The sequence below is a fragment of the Sporolactobacillus sp. KGMB 08714 genome, assembly GCF_036598985.1.
Classification (GTDB): Bacteria; Bacillota; Bacilli; order Bacillales; family Sporolactobacillaceae; genus Sporolactobacillus.
Window position 1 is genome coordinate 46,466 of sequence record NZ_JAUUBW010000067.1, and the last position, 20,641, is coordinate 67,106.

Below are 20,641 nucleotides of genomic sequence, written 5' to 3' on the forward strand. Positions count from 1 at the left end.
TTACCGTAAAGCTTGTATCCGTCAAATCTTGTTTAATCTATGAATTTTTTATGGCGATATTGTGATTGTTTAGTATTATTATAATTTAATAATCCTGTTTTTTCTATGTGTAAATCGCTAAAAGTAACGCTTTCATTCATGGCATTATTGTCTGATCATCCAAAAAAGTCAGAGCAAGAAAAAGGACGACACGGCTGCGCATATCTTTTGTATCAAGCCCCGTTTCCAGCTGCAGCTTTTTCAAACGATAATGCAGGGTATTGATGTGAATATGCATGACAGCGCTGGTTTCTTTGAATGAAAATCTGTGAGCGAACAGATTTCTCAATGTATCGAGCAGTTCCCGGTCCGACAGTATTTGACCGATCACCCGTTCGGTAAACAGCTGCTTTGTTTCTTTATCCAGGCCGTCGCTGATCATTTCCAGCGTCAGATCTTTGTCATAGATGATCGGCTGCAGTTTACCGGTGACGTTCAGGGCGCGTTTCGCCTGATGGAAGGAATACTTCAGCTTTTTCGCGGGGAGAGCCGAACCGACGCCGATCGTCGGCTGTTTTCCTATCCGCTTTTTAATACGGGACGCCCATTCTTCGATCTGACCCGGCAGATCGCGCCGGCGGTCGGATACGTCGATCAGCAGCAGCAAATGATCGTTCCCCCAGCGAACAAAGATATCGTCCTTATTCGGGCTAAGAAGTTCCCGCAGTACGGCACCGGGCCGGCCGTCTTTCTTTCCGGCCGGCCGGAGGATGCGCACGAATACAACCTGGCGGTCACAGCGGAGATTGATATTCAGTATCTTTGACAGGCTGATAAATGAATCATCCCATTCACGATTGTTCAGCCAGTCAAATACAAATTGTTCAAGCATCCGCTCATGAAAATCCTGTTGTTCCTGATAGTAGCTTTCCTGAATGAGCAGTTCTGTCATTTTCTGCAGAAGATGCCCGTAATGAGCGGCCTTTTCCGGTTCTCCGGTGATGCCGATCACACCGACAACGGCATCCCGGAAAAAAATCGGCAGATTGATGCCGGCCCGGACGCCCTGCCACTGTCCGGCCGTCGCTTGTGTAATAGTCAGCGTTTCCCTTCTGACAATCGCCCAGCGTGCCCCTTCATGAAGCTGCCCCAGCCGTTCCCCGTCGGTGCTTGCAATAATAATGCCGTTCCGATCCGCAATAATGATGCTTTCCTCGGTAAGCAGCCGGACTTCCCCGACGATTTTTTGTGCAAGCTGAGCATCCAGCATCGTCAACCTTGTCCCCCTCCGATTTCTCCTTCTATTATTATATATAGGATAAAACATTTTCCTCCGAATAGAGAGTGCTTTCGGCAAAAAAACAGAGAATAATAGATCAGCGGCGGTTTTTTTACATTAAAAAACGTCTCTCTTGTATGCACGCACGGCATACAAAATAGAGACGTTTTTCCAGCGTGATTTTCCGATTCCGCTATCTTTGCAGCAGTTTATTTAACCACATCATAACCTTGGTCTTCTACAGCGTCTTTCATCTGTTCAAAGCTTACTTTTTTCTCGTCATAACTGACATCCACTTTGCCGGCTGCCAGATCGACAGAAACGGCAGAAACGCCGTCCAATCCATTCAATGCACCCGAAACGGCCATTTTGCAATGGTCGCAGCTCATGCCTTCGACTTCAAGAGTCCTTTCCGCCACCTGTTATCACCTCCTTCCGAACCACAACGAATCAATGTATCGGATCAGATGCGCATGCGTTTCAATCTCAGACTGTTTGAAACGACCGAGACGGAACTGAAGGCCATCGCTGCTCCGGCTACCCACGGAGCAAGCAGGCCGAGGGCCGCGACGGGAATGCCGATCGCATTGTAGAACAAGGCCCAAAACAGGTTCTGGCGTATGTTCTGCATTGTTTTCCGGCTCAGATCCAGCGCCTTGGCTACATGCTTCAGGTCGCCGCCGACCAGCGTTATGTCGGCCGCCTCAATCGCCACATCGGTTCCTGTGCCGATCGCCATGCCGATATCGGCCACAGCCAGGGCGGGAGCGTCGTTGATGCCGTCGCCGACCATGGCCACATTCAGCCCCTGTTTCTGGAGTTCTTTAACTTTTTCCGCCTTTTCTTCAGGAAGAACTTCGGCAATGACATGGCTGATCCCCGCCTTTCGGGCGATCGCCTCCGCCGTTTGCCTGTTATCACCCGTGATCATGTAGACGCCGAGGCCCCGTGCCTTCAGATCGGCAATAGCCTGTCTCGATGAATCCTTGATCGTATCGGCCACGGCAATAATCAGCTGCAGCCGGCCGTCTGCCGCGGCAAACATGACCGTCTTTCCATCGGATTCGAGTCTCCGCGCCTCTTCCGAAGCCATGCGGATATCAGTCTTTTGCTGGCCCATCAATCGCCGGGTGCCGACAGCCAGCTTATGGCCGGCAACTTCGGCGGTAATACCGTACCCGGCGTGCGCCTCAAAATTTTCGGGTGCGGGGAAGGTATAGATGCCCTGATCCTCACCATAAGAAACGATTGCCCGGGCAAGCGGATGCTCGCTGGCGTTTTCCGCCGCCATGACCAGTATCAGCAGCTCGTGCCGATCCATCTCGCCGAAAGGAATGAGATCCGTGACTTCAGGTTTTCCGTTTGTAATCGTTCCGGTCTTGTCAAACATGATTGCCTGAAGATTCTGAGTGGCCTCAAGGTATTCGCCGCCCTTGAAAAGAATACCCTTCTCGGCCCCCTTGCCGGTTCCGACCATGATTGACGTCGGCGTTGCCAGGCCGAGTGCGCACGGGCAGGCAATGACAAGCACGCTGATTGCGGCCGTCAGTGCGGGCGCCAGTTCGCCGGGATAAATAGCCGATATCCAGACGACAAAGACCAGCACTGAAATGGCGATCACAATCGGGACGAAAATGCCCGAGATACTGTCGGCAAGCCGCTGAATCGGCGCTTTCGATCCCTGCGCTTCTTCGACGATCCTGACGATTCCCGCCAGAGCCGTATCCTTGCCGACCCTTTCCGCCTTCATGGTCAATAGGCCATGAGCATTGACGGTGGCGCCGATCACTCTGTCGCCCTCATTTTTTTCTACCGGCAAAGATTCGCCGGTAATCATCGATTCATCCACTGAAGAATGTCCGTCGACGACGATTCCGTCAACGGGAATCTTCTCGCCTGGACGGACCCGGAGCCAATCGCCGCATCTGACTTCATCGACAGATACTTTCCGTTCACGGCCGTTTTCAATCACGGTCGCTTCTTTCGCCTGAAGTTTCATCAAATCGGTGATTGCCGTTGTCGTCTGTTTTTTCGCCAGGGCTTCAAGGTACTTTCCAAGTAAAACAAGCGTAATCAGAATCGCGCTTGTTTCAAAATAGAGAGCGGGATTTTTGACGCCGGCAAGCTGATAGCGGAAAGTCCCGACCACACTGTAAAGGTAGGCCGCACTCGTCCCGAGCGCCACGAGCACATCCATATTGGCGCTTTTATTGAGCAGTGCCCGCGCTCCCCCGCTGTAAAACTGCCAGCCGATATAAAACTGAACGATGCTTGCAAGCAGGAACTGGAACCATGGATTCATCAGCAGCGCCGGCATCGGCATGCCCGTTTGAAAGGGAAGATGCCCGATCATCGTATATAGAAGCGGAAGCGAGAGCAGTGCCGACAGAATCAGCTTGTTCCTTTTCCCAACTAGTTCTTTATTTTTTTCACTGTTTCCCGTATCGTGAAGGGGAACGGCCTCGTAGCCGAGTTTTTTCACTTTATCATATATTGAATCCGGTTCCACAATTCCGGGCTGATAGATAATCGTGCCGGTTTCTGTCGCCAGATTCACCCGGGCGGAAGAGATGCCGGCAATCCGATTCAATCCTTTTTCAATCCGTGCGGCACATGACGCACAGGTCATGCCGTGAATCGCAACATCGAGACGCTTCTCGAGGACGCCGTAACCGAGTTTCCGAATTTTTTCAGCGATATCCTCCGGTTTTGCCTGATCCTCATCCAGAGTGACCTGCGCGTTCTCAAGCGCCAGATTGACATTTGCCGTCACTCCGTCCATCCTATTCAGCACTTTCTCAATTCTATTGGAACAGGATGCGCAGGTCATGCCTGTGATGCCGATCTGCATTTCTTTTTTCTTAGTCACATACACCCCCCCGATCCTCTATATTTAAAAAAGTTTCAGGACTTTTAACAGTTCATTGACCTGATCGGTCCCCCGGCCTTCTTCTATGGCCCGGGAAACGCACGTCCTTGTATGCCGCTCAAGCACGGAATAGCCGATTTTTTTCAGAGCAGCCTCAACGGCGGACAGTTGGATCAGAATATCGACACAATAACGGTCTTCTTCAATCATCTTCTGCAGCCCGCGAACCTGGCCTTCCACGCGCTTCAGCCGGTTGATAATCTTTTGCTTCTCTTCGGCTGTCCGCGGTTCAACGGGCGATTTTCCCGGCTGCATGCCGAGTTCAGTATGGGAGCAGCGGCAGTCTTCATCCTGATTCATCGCTTTTCCCTCCTTTGTATATTTATTATACCCCTGCAGGGTATCTATATCAAGCCGGATCCTCCGCCGCATCCGTCTGAACAGACGAAAGAGCGCCCGTTCTTTTTGAAAGCCCGCCCTCAGCAGGCAAAGATCATCGTCCGGCGCCGGCCGAAAAGATCCGAATAAACACCGATTATAGGCCTATATTGATTTTTTGGGTTTTAACGATAATTGTCAACCGCCGACCGGCAATTTTTGGGGCGCTGCCGCCGATTCTCAGTCGTTTATTACCGTTTCTCGGTCGATTACCGTCGATTTGCGAACTTTTACGGATCGATCGTTCAGAGCCGAAGATCGCTCCGGAATACAAAAAAAGTCCGCAAGAATCACTTTCCCTGCGAACGTTGTCTTATTCTATTCCGCCGGATCGTTGTCCGTTTCACCAGAACCGGCCGATTTCTCTAATCTTCTGCCCGTTATTTTGCAAAGACAGATCCTGATCCGTTTTTTTACCTGAAATACCCGGCTCTGTCATCTCATAAGGGTTCAGCATTGCATTCAATTCTTCTTCCGAGAGCAGACCGCTTTGAGAGCAGATTTCACGGACCGGTCTTCCTTTCAGAATTGCTTCACGGGCAAGCCGGGAAGCCGCTTCATAACCGATATGCGGACTGAGCGCCGTGATGACCCCCACACTGTTCTCAACGTAGGCTTTCAGACGTTCTTTATTCGCTTCAATCCCGTTCAGGCAATAATTTGTAAATGAAAGAAAGGCATGATCCATAATCGTCAGCGATTGCAGCAGATTGAACACCAGGACCGGTTCCATGACGTTTAATTCCAGCTGCCCGGCTTCGGCGGCCATCGAAATGGTCAGATCGTTGCCGGCTACCTGAAATGCAACCTGATTGATCACTTCGGCAATGACCGGATTGACTTTTCCGGGCATGATCGAGGAGCCCGGCTGGCGGGCGGGCAAGATAATCTCACCGAAACCTGCCCGCGGTCCCGAAGCCATCAGGCGTAAATCGTTGGCTATTTTTGACAGGCTGATCATGCATATCTTCAGCGCCGCCGAGACTTCGGTGTAAACATCTGTATTCTGTGTGGCGTCGACAGGATCCTCGGCTCTTCTTAAAGGCAGGCCGCTGATCTCCGCCAGACGGACCACGACGTGTTCCCTGTACTTCCGATCGGCGTTCAGACCCGTTCCGACCGCTGTCCCGCCTATATTCACCTGATAGAGGCCGTCGGCCAGACCCCTGATCCGTCCGATATCCCGGCCTATGGCCCGGGCATAGGCTTCGAATTCCTGACCGAGCCGGATCGGTACGGCATCCTGCAGATGGGTGCGGCCAAGTTTAATAATCGAGTCAAAGGCCCGCGCTTTTTTAAGAACCGCCTCATGCATCTGCTGCATCGTCTGCAGCAGACGCTTCAGCAGCCGCAGCGAGGCAATATGGGTGGCTGTGGGAAAGACGTCGTTTGTTGATTGGGACATATTGACATGGCTGTTCGGACTGATTACGGCATATTCGCCCTTTGCTTTTCCGATTAATTCAAGGGCCCGGTTTGCAATGACCTCGTTCGCATTCATGTTGATCGACGTTCCCGCCCCGCCCTGAATCGGGTCCACGATAAACTGATCATGCCAGCTGCCGTTAATGATTTCTTCCGCGGCCTGTGCAATAGCCCGGCCAATTTCCGGATTCAGGAGTCCGGCATCCATGTTCGCAAGAGCCGCCGCTTTTTTTACGACAGCCAGAGCTTTAATCAGTTCATCTTGTATTCGATATCCGGTGATTGCGAAATTCTCGGCAGCGCGCAGTGTCTGAATGCCGTAATAGGCATCGGCCGGCACTTCCCGTGCGCCGAGAAAATCGCGCTCCGTCCGCACATTGATCGTTGGCATGGCACTCTTTCCCTTATATAAATTTTATATCAGGTTACATAAAATAGCTTCATCTATCTTCATCAGCAATATACGCGCTCAATATCGCTTCAGTGATTCCCATACGGAAAAAGCGGCAATTTCTCCACGGCTGTTCGGTAAAAAGACAGATCAGGCAAAACAAATACTTCATTATTAAAGTCAAAAGACTTTTAACGGAAGCCAATCCGAAAAAAGGAAGGGGAGGCCCTGTTCCGATGTTACTGAAGAACGAGCGGTGCCCGCTATGCCTATTTAAAAATAAAGGAAGCCGCGACGAAGAGGACAAGAGCAATTCCCGCGGCAATAGTTGTCGGAATCAGCTTCCACCTGCAATAGTCCATGACATCCATATCCATCATGGTGCACAGAGTCACACTGTTGTCACTGAGCGGAGAACAGGTGGCACCGTAAGTCCCGCTTGCAAAGACGGCGCCGATCACCAGAAAAAGATTGGCGCCGGACTGATGGGCCAGTGTGATTCCGAGCGGCATTAAGAGGCCCCATGTTCCCCAGGAAGAGCCAATGAAATAAGAGAGAAAGGCACCGAGGATAAACAGGATCGGAGCGACAAAATGAGGCGGAATCCACCCGCCGACGGAGCCGGTTATATACTGTGAAAAACCTAAATCCGTGGAAACGTCGGAAACACCCCAGATAAGTGTCAGAAGGACAATGACGGACATCAGCTGGTTGCCCCCGTTTATGAAGCGGGTAACCACTTTGGCAGTCGGGAATTTTTGCAGCATGACGAGAACGATTGTCACGATCAGCGTGATCAGCACAGACTCAAGCATGACATCCAGTTCGTCCACTTTCAGGAAGGCATCTACAAATGAATGGGCATGATAATGACCGTTCCACCAGCTCAGAAAAAGTGTCAGAGAAATTAAAAGCAGGATCGGGACCAGCAGATTATACGGCCGCGACGGCTCATTCTCCTCTTCGCCATTCCGATTCCCCGAATCGCTTAGCGCGGAGCGATCGGCCGCGTCCAAATGGCGGGCGTATTCTTCACGATACAATCGCGAATAAGGATTGCCGGTTCCCGGCGGTTTCGGATCAGGCGTATTTAATGAGCGATCGGCTGTTTCCCTCTTTCCGGTTTGACTAATACCGTGCATGGCTTCCGCCGTCGGATCTAACGGTAATGAAGAATCGGACATTTCAGCCTGCCCCGACGCCGGACTGATCCGTTCTGTTTCTGTTTTATTGTATTCATTCGACTGCAAAGCCGTCTGTGCCGTTTTCGGATGACGCCGAGCGGAAAATGCATCTGATTCCGATGCCGCGTCCAAACGCAAATTATCGGCATAGGACTGCACACCGTCTGATTTTTTCCGATTTTGACCGGCCCCGGCGCCCTTTTTATTTTCAGGCTGTGTAAAAAAAGTGTAGTAAAGCCCGACCAGTATGATCGCAAAAGAAAAGAAGTTAAAGGGAATGCTCTTGATATAGACCGTATAGGGCTGTCCGCCGATTCCGTTTTGTTTGAATGAGGTATTGATTAAACTGACCATGTAGCCGACAAAAGCCGTTGCAACCGGGACCAGGGCCACAACGGGGTTCGAGGTCACATCGATGATATAGGCGGCACTTCGCCTGGACATTTTCAGCTTTTCCTGAAGGGCCTTAATAATGGGGGCCACGGTGACAATCCGGAAGTCGGGATCGCTGAAAGTTCCGAGTGTAGAGATCCATATAAGCGCCATGGCGCCTTTTTTCGTTTTAATTTTTTTTGTAACCCAGTCAACAAAGCCCTTAATTCCGCCGGCCATTTTAACGACGCTGAGAAGCCCCGAGAAACCGTACAGGAATAAAATGATTTTCATATTGTTGGGCTTGACAGCGGCCAGGAAGACGTAATCAAGAAATTTATGAATGCCTCCGAAAAGCGTCGGTTCGATGATATAACTGCCGACCAGCAAAGCCACAAATAAACCCGGCTGGACCTGACGTGTAAAAATCGATATCGGAATCACTAAAAAGAACGGGATGAGCGATAACCAGGAGGGATGCATACAGGCCACCTTCCGCAAATAAGATTCTTTAAATAAGTCTGCCATTAAAAATGCGGAATTATGCAATACAGCGGTTCTCCGCCAGTCCTCTCCCATTCTCGGCATCCCTCTGACTAAAAACAAAATAAATGCCCCATCGTCGAAAAATCGATGATGGGACGGCCTTATCAGGCTTTACGATTCATTGACCTCGCTCCCCGGTTTGCAGGTCTTGCTTTCCGGCTCATACACTCCGCCATTCCCTGCGGCCGAAGATTCTCTCGGTTCGGCAAACTGATTTTTATCCTGATCGGCCGGGGTTTGTCTGTCTTTTTCAGCCGCTTTATTCTGCAGGCCTTCTACCGGCAAACACGTCCGAAAGACAAAAAGCCGCACAGCAAAGGGAGAAAACGGTTCTGTTTTTGCAGCCTGATCCGGACTCTGCCCGTTCTTTCAGGCCGGAAAGCGGATGAAAGCCGTCATTGCGGATTTGAGGCCTCGTCAAAAGCGGCTTCCAGCGCTTTTCGATAGCGGAGGGTCTGTTCTTCGCTCCAGGATAATCGGGCAGCCAAAAAATTGATGACGTGTTCCTCCCATTCCCTGGCCCACTCGATGTTAAAGAGCGTCGTACCTGTCCTTCGCGTGAAGTAGTCGACTGGCAAAACAGCCATTTCCTCCGTCACAGCATATTCGAGCGTCGCGTAAATAAGCGGCGGGAGATGGTGCGCCTCCGCTTCGTCACGATGCGAACGGATCAGTTCCAGCAGCAGATCCGTATTGGTTCCGTATTTGCAGGCCAGCCAATGTGCTTCCGCTTCTGTCAGTCCCAGCCCGATTCCTTCCGCGGTTTTCTTCTTAATAAAAACCGGAAAATGCTCCGCCCCGCCGAAATGGCCGCCGGACAGTTCCACCTGTTTTGTTTCGCATGCCGGATAGTCCTTTGCGGTTTCCCTGTGCAGCTGGCCGACGACTTCATCAACCACACGTTCCGCCATCTTCCGATAGCCGGTCAGCTTGCCGCCGGCTATTGAAATCAGTCCCGATTCAGAAAGAAAAATTTCGTCTTTCCGGGAAATTTCGGAGGGAGACTTGCCCTCTTCCTGGATCAGAGGGCGAACGCCGGCCCAGCAGGACTCGACATCGCCGGCCGTCAGATGGACGGTCGGAAACATGCCGTTGATCGCTGCAAGGATATAATCCCGGTCCTCCGCCGCCGGCTTGGGATCGATCGGTTTGTCCGTGTAGGTCGTATCCGTGGTACCGGCATACACTTTTCCTTCGCGGGGAATGACAAAAATCATCCGTCCGTCTCCGTTCGTTGTGTCAAAATAAAGAGACTGATCCATTGGGAAGCGCTTGCCGTCAATGACGATGTGTACGCCTTTAGTCAGATGAAGATGCTTGCCCTTCTTTGAATGATCCCTTTCACGGATGGAATCCACCCACGGGCCGGCGGCATTGACAATCTTATTGGCATAGATACTGTATGTCCTGCCTGTCAGGCGGTCGGTGACTCTGACCCCGGTCAGCCGGTGTCCCGAACTGTAAATCAGATCGTCGACTTTCGCGTAATTGACGGCGACAGCACCCCGTCGGACGGCTTCTTTCATGACTTCGATCGTCAGCCGGGCATCGTCCGTTCTGTATTCCACATAATAACCGCTCCCTTTCAGCCCTTCCTTCTTTAAAAGCGGTTCTTTATCCAGTGTCTCGCTCCGGCTGAGCATGACCCGGCGTTCGCTCTTTTTCACACCCGCCAGATAATCGTAAAGTTTCAGACCGAGCGATGTAGAAATTCTGCCGAAAGTTCCATGTTTATAGATAGGCAGCATCATTTTCTCGGGACTCGTGACGTGGGGCGCATTTTCATAGACAACGGCCCGTTCCTTGCCGACCTCCGCGACGATTCTGACTTCCAGCTGTTTCAGGTAGCGCAGCCCGCCATGAACCAGTTTCGTCGACCGGCTCGACGTGCCGCCGGCGAAATCCTGCATATCGGCCAGCCCGACTTTCAGTCCGCGCACCGTAGCGTCGAGAGCAATGCCGGCACCGGTAATGCCGCCGCCGATGACAAACAAATCGAGCGGTCCGTCCGCCATTTTATCAAGATACTGTGTCCTGTTCAATGTGGAAAAAGCCATCCGTTCATCCTCCGTTTTTTCAGATTAAATAAAAGCAGACCGCCGGTATACCCCGGTTTCCTGAAAATGACGGATTCTTCGGGCATACTCAGCGGCCGCTCCAGATTCATGACCGATTTATTAACTTTTACATATTCTATTTTCCCGCAAGTCCTTGCAAAATACCAATGAATTGCTCTCAGTCGGCATTCGTAACCGGATTCTTATCGGCAGCGGCCGGCTTAAACACCCGTGTTGCTTCCACTGCCTTTTTCCAGCCGCTGTAAAGTGCCGCACGTTTTTCCACACTCATCTGCACATGAAAGTTTTTGCCCAGTCTCCATATTTTCGCGATCTCGCTGCGGTCTTTCCAGATACCGACGGCAAGCCCTGCCAGATAAGCGGCCCCCAGCGCCGTGGTTTCACTGTTTGTCGGCCGTTCGACCGGTACGCCGAGAATATCGCTCTGAAACTGCATTAAGAAATTATTCAGCGAAGCGCCGCCGTCCGCCCGCAAGGTTTTCAGCTTGATTCCGGAATCTTCCTCCATCGCATTCACCACATCTTTGGTCTGGTAGGCGAGCGATTCGAGCGTGGCCCGGATAAAATGTTCTTTGGTCGTCCCCCGTGTCAGCCCGAATACCGCACCCCGGGCATCACTGTCCCAGTACGGCGTTCCCAGACCGACAAATGCCGGCACGAGGTAAACGCCTTCGGACGATTTGACCCGGACGGCGTACTCTTCGCTTTCCGGCGAAGTCTTAATCATCCGCAGGCCGTCGCGCAGCCATTGGATCGCCGAGCCGGCGACAAAAATACTGCCCTCCAGCGCATAGGTGATTTTGCCGTTCAGGCCCCAGGCAATCGTCGTCAGCAGGCCGTTCTTCGAGCGGACGGCATGTTCTCCGGTATTCATCAGCATGAAGCAGCCGGTTCCGTACGTATTTTTCACCATTCCTTCATCGTAGCAGGCCTGGCCGAACAGGGCGGACTGCTGATCGCCGGCAATTCCGGCAATCGGCACTTCCGCTCCAAAAAAGTGATACGGAATCGTTTTGCCGTAAACTTCGGACGAAGCATGGACTTCAGGAAGCATTTTTTTCGGGACGCCGAGCATATCCAGCAGTTCATCGTCCCACTTCAGATCATAAATGTTGAACATCAACGTGCGCGAAGCGTTCGTATAATCCGTAACATGGACGCGTCCGCCGGAAAGTTTCCAGATCAGCCATGTATCGATCGTACCGAAAAGCAGTTCGCCGTTCTCTGCTCTTTGTTTTGCGCCGTCCACATGATCCAGAATCCATTTCACTTTTGTTCCGGAGAAATAGGCATCAATCAGCAGCCCGGTCTTGCTGCGGACCATCGGATCATACCCTTTCTCCTTCAGTTCTTTGCATATATCCGCCGTCTGGCGCGACTGCCAGACAATCGCATGATAGATCGGATGGCCTGTTTCTTTGTCCCAGACAACGGTCGTCTCCCGCTGGTTGGTGATGCCGATTCCGGCAATTTCCTGCGGATCGATTTCGCTCGTGGACAGAGAGTCGGCGATCACTGCCAGAATGGACGCCCAGATCTCATTGGCATCCTGCTCAACCCAGCCCGGAGTGGGAAAAAATTGTTTAAACTCTTTCTGCGAAGTCTGAACTATCGCACCGTTTTGATCAAAAATCATTGCCCTTACACTGGTCGTTCCCGCATCAAGCGCCATAATATATCTTTTCATTGCTCATTCCCCTCTCATCTTGATGATTATTGACCCGCAGCGGATTCCTGCGCTGAAACGGTTTCAATCAGCCGCTTTCGTTCACTGACAACGGCTGAAACAACAATAACGGCGACAATCACAGCAAATATCCAAAAAGCAGGTGTCGTTGTGCCGGTAAAAAATGTCTGATAGAACAGAGCCCCGAAAACACCGCCGATGATCGGCCCGAATACGGGGATCCATGCGTATCCCCAATTCGATCCGCCTTTCCCCGGAATCGGCAGCACGGCATGAGCCAGCCGCGGAGCAAAATCACGGGCCGGATTAATTGCATAGCCTGTCGTCCCGCCCAACGACAGCCCGATGACGACAATTAGAAAACCGACAATCAGCGGATTCAGACCGAAGGCGAATTTATTCGCTCCGATCGACATAATGCCGACGACAAGTACAAATGCTCCGATCACTTCGCTGAGCAGATTCGACCACTTATGCGGAATCGCCGGGCCCGTGCAGAAAACGCCGAGCTTTACGGACGGGCTGTCCGTCTCACGCCAGTGCGGGAGATAGTGGAGATAAACGACGCAGCCGCCGAGGAATGCTCCGATCAGCTGACCGGCCAGATAAGCCGGCACCTTGCTCCATGGAAAAGCGCCCACAGATGCAAGCCCGAGCGTCAATGCGGGGTTGAGGTGCGCGCCGCTGAAACGGCCCACTGCGTATGCGCCGATTGCAACCGCGAGTCCCCAGCCCAACGCGATGACAATCCAGCCGGATCGATTCGCATAGGATTTCTTCAGATTCACGCCGGCGCACACACCGTCTCCAAGAATAATCATGATCATAGTGCCGATTAATTCGCCCAAAAAACCGGACATAAATGCCCCTCCCTTTCATCCTCCGATGAAATCAGGCATAAAAAAACACTCCAGAAAGATGCATGCATTCCAAGAAACGCATGAATAAACTGAAGTGGAGTAACCCGATCTCAACATCCAGAGATTATGAATTAACTTTTCGTAACTAATGATAATCCCTGGTGAAAACGCTGTCAATAATGAGAGCGGAAATTATTTATTTTTTTTTCAGCTTCCTAAAATGATTCCATTGTACCTCTGCCTTTTTACATGAAATCCCACAGCTCTTTGTTCGATGTCGAGACAGCGACCGCTCCCGCGTTAAATGCGTTTTCTACTTCCTCTCTTGTACGGATCAATCCGCCGGCGATCACGGGGATGCCCGTTCGGCGGCGAACCTCGCCGATCATAGAAGGAATCAGCCCCGGAAGCACTTCGACCATATCCGGCCGCATCTGTTCGAGCTGGCGATAACTTGTTTCAATCGATCGCGAGTCCAGCAGGAAAATTCTAAGGACCGTGACGAGACCCCGTTTCTTCGCGACGTCAAGCATCGCGCTTCGCGTCGAAATAATCCCGGCCGGGCGCACATCCTGACAGATAAATTCCGCGGCATAGAGATCGTTCTTCAATCCCTGAATCAGATCGGCGTGCAGGAACAGATGTTTTCGGTGCCGCTTCGCCATACGAACCATCTCAGCAATCTGAGAAACATAACTGTCGAGAACAACAATAGAACGAATCGGCATTTCAAGCAATTTCTCGTAATCTTTCATGTTATTGACTGCCGGTATCACACTTTTTTCCGCAAATAGCATCCTTCATACAGCTCCTTTCGGCCGTTCCTTATCATAGCACACTTAAATATTCTCCTTAAGCGCCGGCCGGGCCTTCTCCGGCATGATTGAATCAAAAAAGCCTCATCATTATTCGATGAGGAAGCCGGATACGGAAGCCCCGGCTTTTCCTGCTTTTTTTATACGGAACGTCTGATCGGCAGACAGCCTGCTCCCGATCAGACGGCCTGCTTTGCCCGTTCATAGGATTCGGCCAGAATCTGCATCGGATGCTTCACGGCTTTGTCCGTCAGCTGATCAAGCTGATTTTTACACATGCCGCATTCCGTCACAGTATAATCCGCATTGAGTTCTTCGACGGATTGAGCCATTGCACGGCCGAGTTTCATCGATACATCGTATTTCTCTTTTTTAAAGCCGAACGTGCCGCATTGTCCGCAGCAGCCTGCGCCCAGATCCTGAACGGTGTATTCGGGGATGAGTTCCAGTATATCCATGGCCGGATTGCCCATCCCCTGGGCTTTCATGTGGCAGGGCGCATGATAGCCGGCCGTTTCTTTCAGCGGCGCCAGATTCATGTTCAATTCTCCGTTTTCTTTCAGCATCCGCAAATATTCGCCGGCATCGTACACGTGCGCAGCCAGTTCTCGCGCTTCATCGGTCCCGTCGATCGACAAATATTCCTTTTTGAGCGCAAGGCTGCAGCTCGTACATGTCGCAACGACATCGTACCCCTGACGTACGTAGGGGAGGAGGCTCTTAATATTATAATCCGCATTTTTCCGTGCCTGTTTCATACGGCCGTTGGCCAGCATCGGAATGCCGCAGCATTTCTGACAGGGCCTGACGACTTCAATGCCGTTGAACTTCATCACCTTGACAAAACTCTCAGCCACTTCCGGCGCGTTGTATGTTGCGTAACAGCCGACAAAATAAGCAACTTTTCGTTTGCTGCCAGCCGTTTTATTCTTGTATATCCGCTTAAAATTCTTGAATCGATAGCTTGGAAAACGGCGGTCTTCGGGAATGTCCATCATTTTGTCCATCATTTTGCGTATGGGCTTCATCTTCATGGCCAGGTTGGTAACAGGGGCAAAGGCGGAAGCCATTTTACCGACCAGCTCCGCATTGCTTAAAACAAAATCACGAAAACCGGATCCTGATTTTTCTGTATGAATCGCTTTTGCATAGGCCGTCAGAGTCGAAATATGAACATTTTCAGGGCAGGAAATATCGCAGTTGCCGCATAATGTGCAGAATTCGATCCGTTTATCGTCAATAATCTGCTGATTGTCGATCAGCCTTTTTAATTCCGGACCCATATGCTTCGGGCCGCCGAAATCAAAGGTCACAGCGGAAACAGGACAGCTGGCAACACAGGCATTGCATTTCAGACATTTATCATAGCTGGTCTCCAATTGATTCAGATCAAACATTTTCGACGCCTCCCGCAACGGAGCGGCGAAGTCCGGATACCGCCTCATAACTGGACAATAGGGTGTACGCGCCGCCGACGATTCCCGGGCCTGCCGTCCGCTCTCCCCTGCTCGCACCCGCCGGATGCAGATTGATCGGAGGACGGACTGCTTTCCCGGATGCATCCGTTTCAAGATGCAAGGCGCACTCTTTTATTCCCTGCGAAGTGACTTCCAATCCGCCGCCGAGAATGCCGCCGGTCGCCAGAATAAAGTATTCGCCGCTCAACTCGCTCACGCGGCCCGGCGTTTTGATCTTCACAGATTTGATTGCTTCTCCGTCGATACTGGCTCCGACTACTGTCGTATCGCTGTAGAAGCGGACACCCGACCGGACGGCGGCCCGCTTCAGCCGTTCGTAGAGGCGGACGGCCGTTGCATTCGGCGGCAGGCCGGGCGCTTCCGTCACTCTTGCTCCGAGCTCGATATGAAACTGTCCGATTGTTTCTTCCCATCTGTTTTCCCCAAGAGAAGCAGGAAAAATGAAAAGATCGGGCCGGCCGATATGTTTTTGAGCCATCTGTCTTTTAATCTGCCGAATACAATCTTCACGAATATCTTTACGATCGAGAAGCCGTGCCGCGTCCAGCTGAGTCATCAGGCGCTGTGAATGCATTCCCAAATGGATCCTGATCGATTCAACGGACAGCTGCGGGCGTTCTCTTCGCAGATTTTCCCGGACAAAGAACGGCTGAAAATCGGCCAGTTCGTCAAACCCGACGACAATCGCCGATCCCCGGTCCGGGACCGGAACAACGGTTTGCGGGTACAAAGCCGTGCGTTTGACGCGGCCCGATCCGGTCACAATCGGTGCAGGATCTTCTATGTCGCCCGTATAAGGATAACCCAATCGATTCATCAGTTTTTGAAACTTTCCGACCGCCTCCGCGAGCTGCAATTGCTGCCGCGGACCGACGTGGTAATGCTCCGTCCACTCTTTCAGTTTTCCGTCCGATCCCGGAATGAGATCGATCACTCCGGTCGACTGCATGATTTTGCCGGCGCCGGCCGCCACCAATGCCGTTCGGCGCCCTTCTTCTCTTGCCCAGATGGCAGACAGCAGACCCGAGAGCCCTTGTCCGATAACGACCACATCATACATGTTGCTGTTCCTCCTCTCTGAAGCCTAAAGAAACCCGGTAGATCGTCTTCATTAAGCACAGTTGCCGGGCGGTTTCCCCCGTCGCGACGACGCCCATTCCCTTTTGCCTTTCAGCAACGGCATCAAGAAGTGCGCGGTCCGCTTCCCCGACTGTGGCCCGCCCTTTTTCAACGGCGAGAGCACTGGCCCGGAAATTACAGAACGTTCCCTGGCACGGCCCCATCCCGAGACGGGTCCTGCGCCGGATATCGCCGAGGCGGAAGCTGCCCTTTTCAGGCATCGCCGCCTCAATTTCCGCCCAGGTAACCTGCTCGCATTCGCAGACAATGTGGCCCGACTCCTCATCCTTCAGAGAGGACTCGATCCTCGCCGCGTGCACACCGGCCCAGTTTTTCAATTTATGTCTTGCCGCCGGTGCGAGATCGGCCTGATCGAACGCGTCCTTTCTCCTTCTATCCGGAATCGGTTCTGCATCCGTCGTGCACTTTGCCTGAATACCCAGTTTTTTACAAACGAGGTCGGCTGTCTTCTCTGCCATGAGCCGGAATGTCGTCAGTTTGCCGCCCGTAATCGTTATAAATCCGTCCAGTCCGTCGCGCTCACGATGATCGAGCAGAGCCATTCCCCGGGTTACGTCTCTGCCGCCGGAATCATGGCCGGCGGATTCCTGATAGAGCGGACGGCTGCCGCTGTAGGCACGGATCAGGCGCATCTCATTGATCGCGGGAATGATGGTCTTCCCGGCGGCCAGCATACGCTCCAGTTCAGGCCTGCTCAGGGAAAAATCGTTCGGATCTTCCGTGTTGATCCCGGTCGTGCCGAAAATCGTTACATCGTGAGCCGGGACAAAAATATCTCCATCGCCCGGCATGCGCAAGCGGTTAATCACCCGCTTATTAAAACGGTGACTGAAAACAACCAGCATCCCTTTATTATTGATAATCTTTAGCGGCACTCCGGCCATTTGAGCAATTTCCATCCCCCAGGGTCCGGCCGCATTGACAACAACGTCGGCACGGATCTCTTTTTCGGTTCCGCTGAGCAGATCGCGGATGCGGACGCCGGCAGCACGGCCCTGTTCGATCAGCACGTTCGTTACTTTGTGATAAGTCAGCGCTTTTGCTCCGCGGCGGACGGCATCGGCAACCACATCCACCAGCAGGGTAAAATCGTCCACGGCTCCGTCGGGCACACGAAAAACAGCCTGAATCTTTTTGTCCAGATAGGGCTCTTCCTGCAGTGACTGCCCGACCGGGATTTCGTCAGCCGGTATACCCAGTTTTTTACAGGATGCCAGCCACTTGCGCGCATATTCATCATCGTCTTCCGGCACTTTGACAAACAGGCCTCCTGTCCCTTCGATGGAACCGGGAACCGTTTTTTTCAGAATCAGATTTTCATGATAACTTTCCGCCGCTGCTTCCGGATCACGGACGGCATAACGGGCTCCGGAGTGCAGCAGCCCGTGATTCCGCGTCGATGTTCCGTGACCGAGATCTCCCTGTTCGATTAAAACGGCCTTGATCCCGCGTAAAGCCAGGTCACGGAGGATTCCTGCGCCGGTGATTCCTCCTCCGATAACAGCCACCTGTGTTTCCAATCTTTCTTCCATTTCTTCTCCCCCACTTTCCCCGGTTTTCATAGGTCCCGGCACAACTTCCTCCAATCAGTCGATTAAACTCTCGGGATGCCGATCCATACGGTAAAATGTAAGCGGATTCACAAATAGAGCGGATCGGCGCTCTGCCGGACTCAGGCCCGACAAAAAAGCACAAAAAAAGCCGCAGAAAACACGCCTGGGGTTCGCCCCTCGGCAGTTTTCACGGCTTTTTCCATATCTCCGAGCCACTTATTATATTTTCCATTTCTATGATACATCAAAAGGCTCTGCCGGTGATAAAATATCGGCTGCAAGTTTTGAACTTTTGATGAATTTTACATAACTTTCGTTTAATAACATGGTTACAAAATAAAGAAGCAGGTGAACGGCCCCATTCGCCGCCGGAATGAAATGAGCCGCCGGTTGTGCCGCGGCTTAGAAAGCTTGGCTTCGTCCGGATGAAGCCTTTGTTGCGTCAGTCGGTGCAGCTGCAGGACAGAAGGCTGCGTTTATACTATAAAGGCTCTGTACTTTTAACACAAAAAAGGCGGCATCAGGCTGCCGCCTTTTTTGCTTCGTATGAGTGAGAGGAGAGTGGAACGGCGCCGGTCTGAAATTCATATCCATTTTCGGCAACCGTCATGAGGAAGAAGATAGTGATTTACAGGCTGCAGGAGAATCTTTCGGACGCTGAATGCCGGGCGCTGCACGGTCCCGGGTCCTCGCCGGCCACGTGATTCTGAGCTTCGCCCCTCCGGCACTGTACCTGACTTCTTTTTGTTGAACCGGACAAGACCGTTTGGCCGGTCGAGCCGCTGGAAAACATACATCGCTTTCAAGCGCTGCTTCAGGCCTCGTGATCTCTCGTTCATCGGCGGATCATTGCTGCTGCAAAAAACAATGACGCGCCGGCAAATGTTCAGGGTGAGTTCTTTTACAAGTATTTGCCGTATCTGGGTTCCCCGCTTCGAAATTCCCGGCCGGCGGACAGCTCCCTTATTCAGTGCCGGCCGCTTCCTGCCTATTGATCATAACCGGACAGCCATGGGCGTGCAAAGCCGCAGATTACGAATTATTGCCGCATCCAGGGCCGTTCTTCTTTTATTATTTCATTTTCAGCAAGGTAAAAATAGCATTTTTAATCATTTCCACCCTTTTCGATCTCATGAATAATCAATCCGGAAAGGAAATCATAGCCGGCACTGGAAAAATGCAAGCCATCGGCCTGCAGCATCGGCCTGTAATCCGCTTTTTCCAGCATACGGCGCTGCAGATCGACCAGCGCACTTCCCGTTTCCGCAGCAACGCGCCGAACCGCTTCGGCGTATATTGAGATCCGGCCGTTCGTTCTTTTTCCCTTCTGCCTTTCTTCAATGACCGGGGAAGGGGTAATCAGAATCGTCCTTCCGCTTCCGCAGCTCTTGGCCATGATAGTCATATTGTCCATAAATTTTTCTAGAGAGATCCCCTTATGAAGAGAAGAATCATTAGCGCCGAATAAGATCGTCACCCAGTTATAATTCCGGCTCAGGACATCTTTGTCGATTCTTGTCAGCGCCTGCTCCGTCGTTTCCCCGGGGACGCCGGCGTTGCGGATCAGCCATTTAAGTCCTTTTTCCAGCCTTCTTGTCAGTGCGGGCCGTTCCCTGCTGCCGTCCCAGCCCGCGGTAATGCTGTCCCCGAAACAAATTAATTTTTTTTTCAAAGTTTATTTCCCTCATTTCAAGATTCATCCGTTACCGCCTGATGAAAAGCCCCGTGGCCGCTCTTTTCATCCGTTATTTTACACGTTTCGCCGGCTGATCTCCAATCATTGAGGGGACGGTTGCGCACGATCTGTAACGCCGTGCGCAACGAATTTTTTGATTCTGCCTGCTTTCTCCCTTTATAATAAATAATAAAGGGAGAATGAAAATTTTTCAGAAAACAGAGGCGATCTGTTTGGAAAGAACGACAATTTCGGGAACGATGCAGTAGCCGCGCGTTGCTCCCGGAAGGTGGGCAATCGGAGAATGGATGCGGGGCGGACGACAAAGAACCGATACGGCTCCGACCTACGGACAGGGACACGCCGAGAAGGTTGGCAGCCGGGCACTGAAAGAATCCGGAAAGCGCGGCGACAGGGGGGGATCGCGCAAAGGTCTGCCCTGACTGGGCCGGAACGGATCTGCAAAGAGATCGACGACTCGCTGACCAGGCCTGACACGGATTATATCGATATCTATCAGGTTCACCGGCCGGACCCCGCCCGTTCCTATTGAAGAAACGGTATAAGCAATGGGCGGGCTGTACAAAGAGGGTAAAATCCGTGCCAGCGGCGTCAGCAATTTTACGGCCGAACAAATGCGGCATTTCGCAAAGCCGCGCCGATCCACACCGTTCAGCCCCCTTAGTCTATTTGAAAGAAAGATCCTGCCTTACAGTCAGGAACACGAATTAACGGCACTCTATCTATTACGGGAATCTGTGCAGAGCCCTGCCGAGCGGAAAAATGGCGGGAGACCGCACGTTCACAGGGGACGATCTCCGGCTTGCCGCTCCGAAATTCCGAGCACACCCATTTGGTGCATTACCTCGCAG

General features: G+C 52.1%; 15 protein-coding genes. 1 reads left to right on the forward strand and 14 read right to left on the reverse strand.

The window, feature by feature from the left end; translation table 11 throughout:
* Positions 1 to 136: 136 nt before the first annotated feature.
* The 14 genes from Q6A92_RS18360 to Q6A92_RS18425 form a co-directional block, all read right to left on the reverse strand.
* Positions 137 to 1,249 carry a CdaR family transcriptional regulator gene (locus tag Q6A92_RS18360; protein WP_332239028.1) on the reverse strand — a complete coding sequence of 371 codons (1,113 nt, stop codon included), beginning with the start codon at positions 1,247 to 1,249 and terminating at the stop codon, positions 137 to 139.
* A 218-nt stretch (positions 1,250 to 1,467) separates the two neighbouring features.
* A complete protein-coding gene (copZ, locus tag Q6A92_RS18365; protein ID WP_274400596.1) occupies positions 1,468 to 1,677 on the reverse strand; it encodes a copper chaperone CopZ in 210 nt (69 codons plus the stop codon).
* 44 nt (positions 1,678 to 1,721) lie between these two features.
* Positions 1,722 to 4,109 carry a heavy metal translocating P-type ATPase gene (locus Q6A92_RS18370; protein WP_274400683.1) on the reverse strand — a complete coding sequence of 796 codons (2,388 nt, stop codon included), beginning with the start codon at positions 4,107 to 4,109 and terminating at the stop codon, positions 1,722 to 1,724.
* Positions 4,110 to 4,151: 42 nt separating this feature from the next.
* Entirely contained in the window at positions 4,152 to 4,487 is a 336-nt protein-coding gene (locus tag Q6A92_RS18375) for a metal-sensitive transcriptional regulator (protein ID WP_274400595.1), read from the reverse strand.
* A 421-nt stretch (positions 4,488 to 4,908) separates the two neighbouring features.
* The gene (gene aspA, locus Q6A92_RS18380) at positions 4,909 to 6,381 is read right to left on the reverse strand and encodes an aspartate ammonia-lyase (protein WP_332238984.1); all 1,473 of its coding nucleotides are present in this window, start codon (positions 6,379 to 6,381) and stop codon (positions 4,909 to 4,911) included.
* Between the two features lie 269 nt (positions 6,382 to 6,650).
* On the reverse strand, positions 6,651 to 8,420 hold the full coding sequence (locus Q6A92_RS18385) for a Na+/H+ antiporter NhaC family protein (RefSeq protein ID WP_274400592.1): 1,770 nt from the start codon (positions 8,418 to 8,420) through the stop codon (positions 6,651 to 6,653).
* Between the two features lie 458 nt (positions 8,421 to 8,878).
* Positions 8,879 to 10,540, reverse strand: coding sequence for a glycerol-3-phosphate dehydrogenase/oxidase (locus tag Q6A92_RS18390; RefSeq protein WP_332238985.1), 1,662 nt, complete (start codon positions 10,538 to 10,540; stop codon positions 8,879 to 8,881).
* 178 nt (positions 10,541 to 10,718) lie between these two features.
* A complete protein-coding gene (gene glpK, locus Q6A92_RS18395; protein ID WP_332238986.1) occupies positions 10,719 to 12,248 on the reverse strand; it encodes a glycerol kinase GlpK in 1,530 nt (509 codons plus the stop codon).
* A 26-nt stretch (positions 12,249 to 12,274) separates the two neighbouring features.
* Positions 12,275 to 13,108: an MIP/aquaporin family protein gene (locus tag Q6A92_RS18400; RefSeq protein WP_332238987.1), complete on the reverse strand. Its 834-nt coding sequence runs from the start codon at positions 13,106 to 13,108 to the stop codon at positions 12,275 to 12,277.
* Positions 13,109 to 13,353: 245 nt separating this feature from the next.
* On the reverse strand, positions 13,354 to 13,905 hold the full coding sequence (locus Q6A92_RS18405; protein ID WP_332238988.1) for a glycerol-3-phosphate responsive antiterminator: 552 nt from the start codon (positions 13,903 to 13,905) through the stop codon (positions 13,354 to 13,356).
* Positions 13,906 to 14,102: 197 nt separating this feature from the next.
* Entirely contained in the window at positions 14,103 to 15,320 is a 1,218-nt protein-coding gene (locus Q6A92_RS18410; protein ID WP_332238989.1) for an anaerobic glycerol-3-phosphate dehydrogenase subunit C, read from the reverse strand.
* Positions 15,313 to 16,461 carry an FAD-binding protein gene (locus tag Q6A92_RS18415; RefSeq protein WP_332238990.1) on the reverse strand — a complete coding sequence of 383 codons (1,149 nt, stop codon included), beginning with the start codon at positions 16,459 to 16,461 and terminating at the stop codon, positions 15,313 to 15,315. The genes Q6A92_RS18410 and Q6A92_RS18415 overlap by 8 nt, the downstream gene beginning before the upstream one ends.
* Positions 16,454 to 18,073 (reverse strand): anaerobic glycerol-3-phosphate dehydrogenase subunit GlpA, encoded by a 1,620-nt coding sequence (glpA, locus tag Q6A92_RS18420; RefSeq protein WP_332238991.1) that lies wholly within the window; start codon positions 18,071 to 18,073, stop codon positions 16,454 to 16,456. Before glpA ends, Q6A92_RS18415 begins: the two co-directional genes overlap by 8 nt.
* 1,126 nt (positions 18,074 to 19,199) lie before the next feature.
* The gene (locus Q6A92_RS18425; protein WP_332238992.1) at positions 19,200 to 19,766 is read right to left on the reverse strand and encodes a GDSL-type esterase/lipase family protein; all 567 of its coding nucleotides are present in this window, start codon (positions 19,764 to 19,766) and stop codon (positions 19,200 to 19,202) included.
* Positions 19,767 to 20,073: 307 nt separating this feature from the next.
* On the opposite strand from Q6A92_RS18425, the gene Q6A92_RS18430 reads away from it, so the two are divergent.
* Positions 20,074 to 20,322 carry an aldo/keto reductase gene (locus Q6A92_RS18430; protein ID WP_274400581.1) on the forward strand — a complete coding sequence of 83 codons (249 nt, stop codon included), beginning with the start codon at positions 20,074 to 20,076 and terminating at the stop codon, positions 20,320 to 20,322.
* Positions 20,323 to 20,641: the final 319 nt, after the last annotated feature.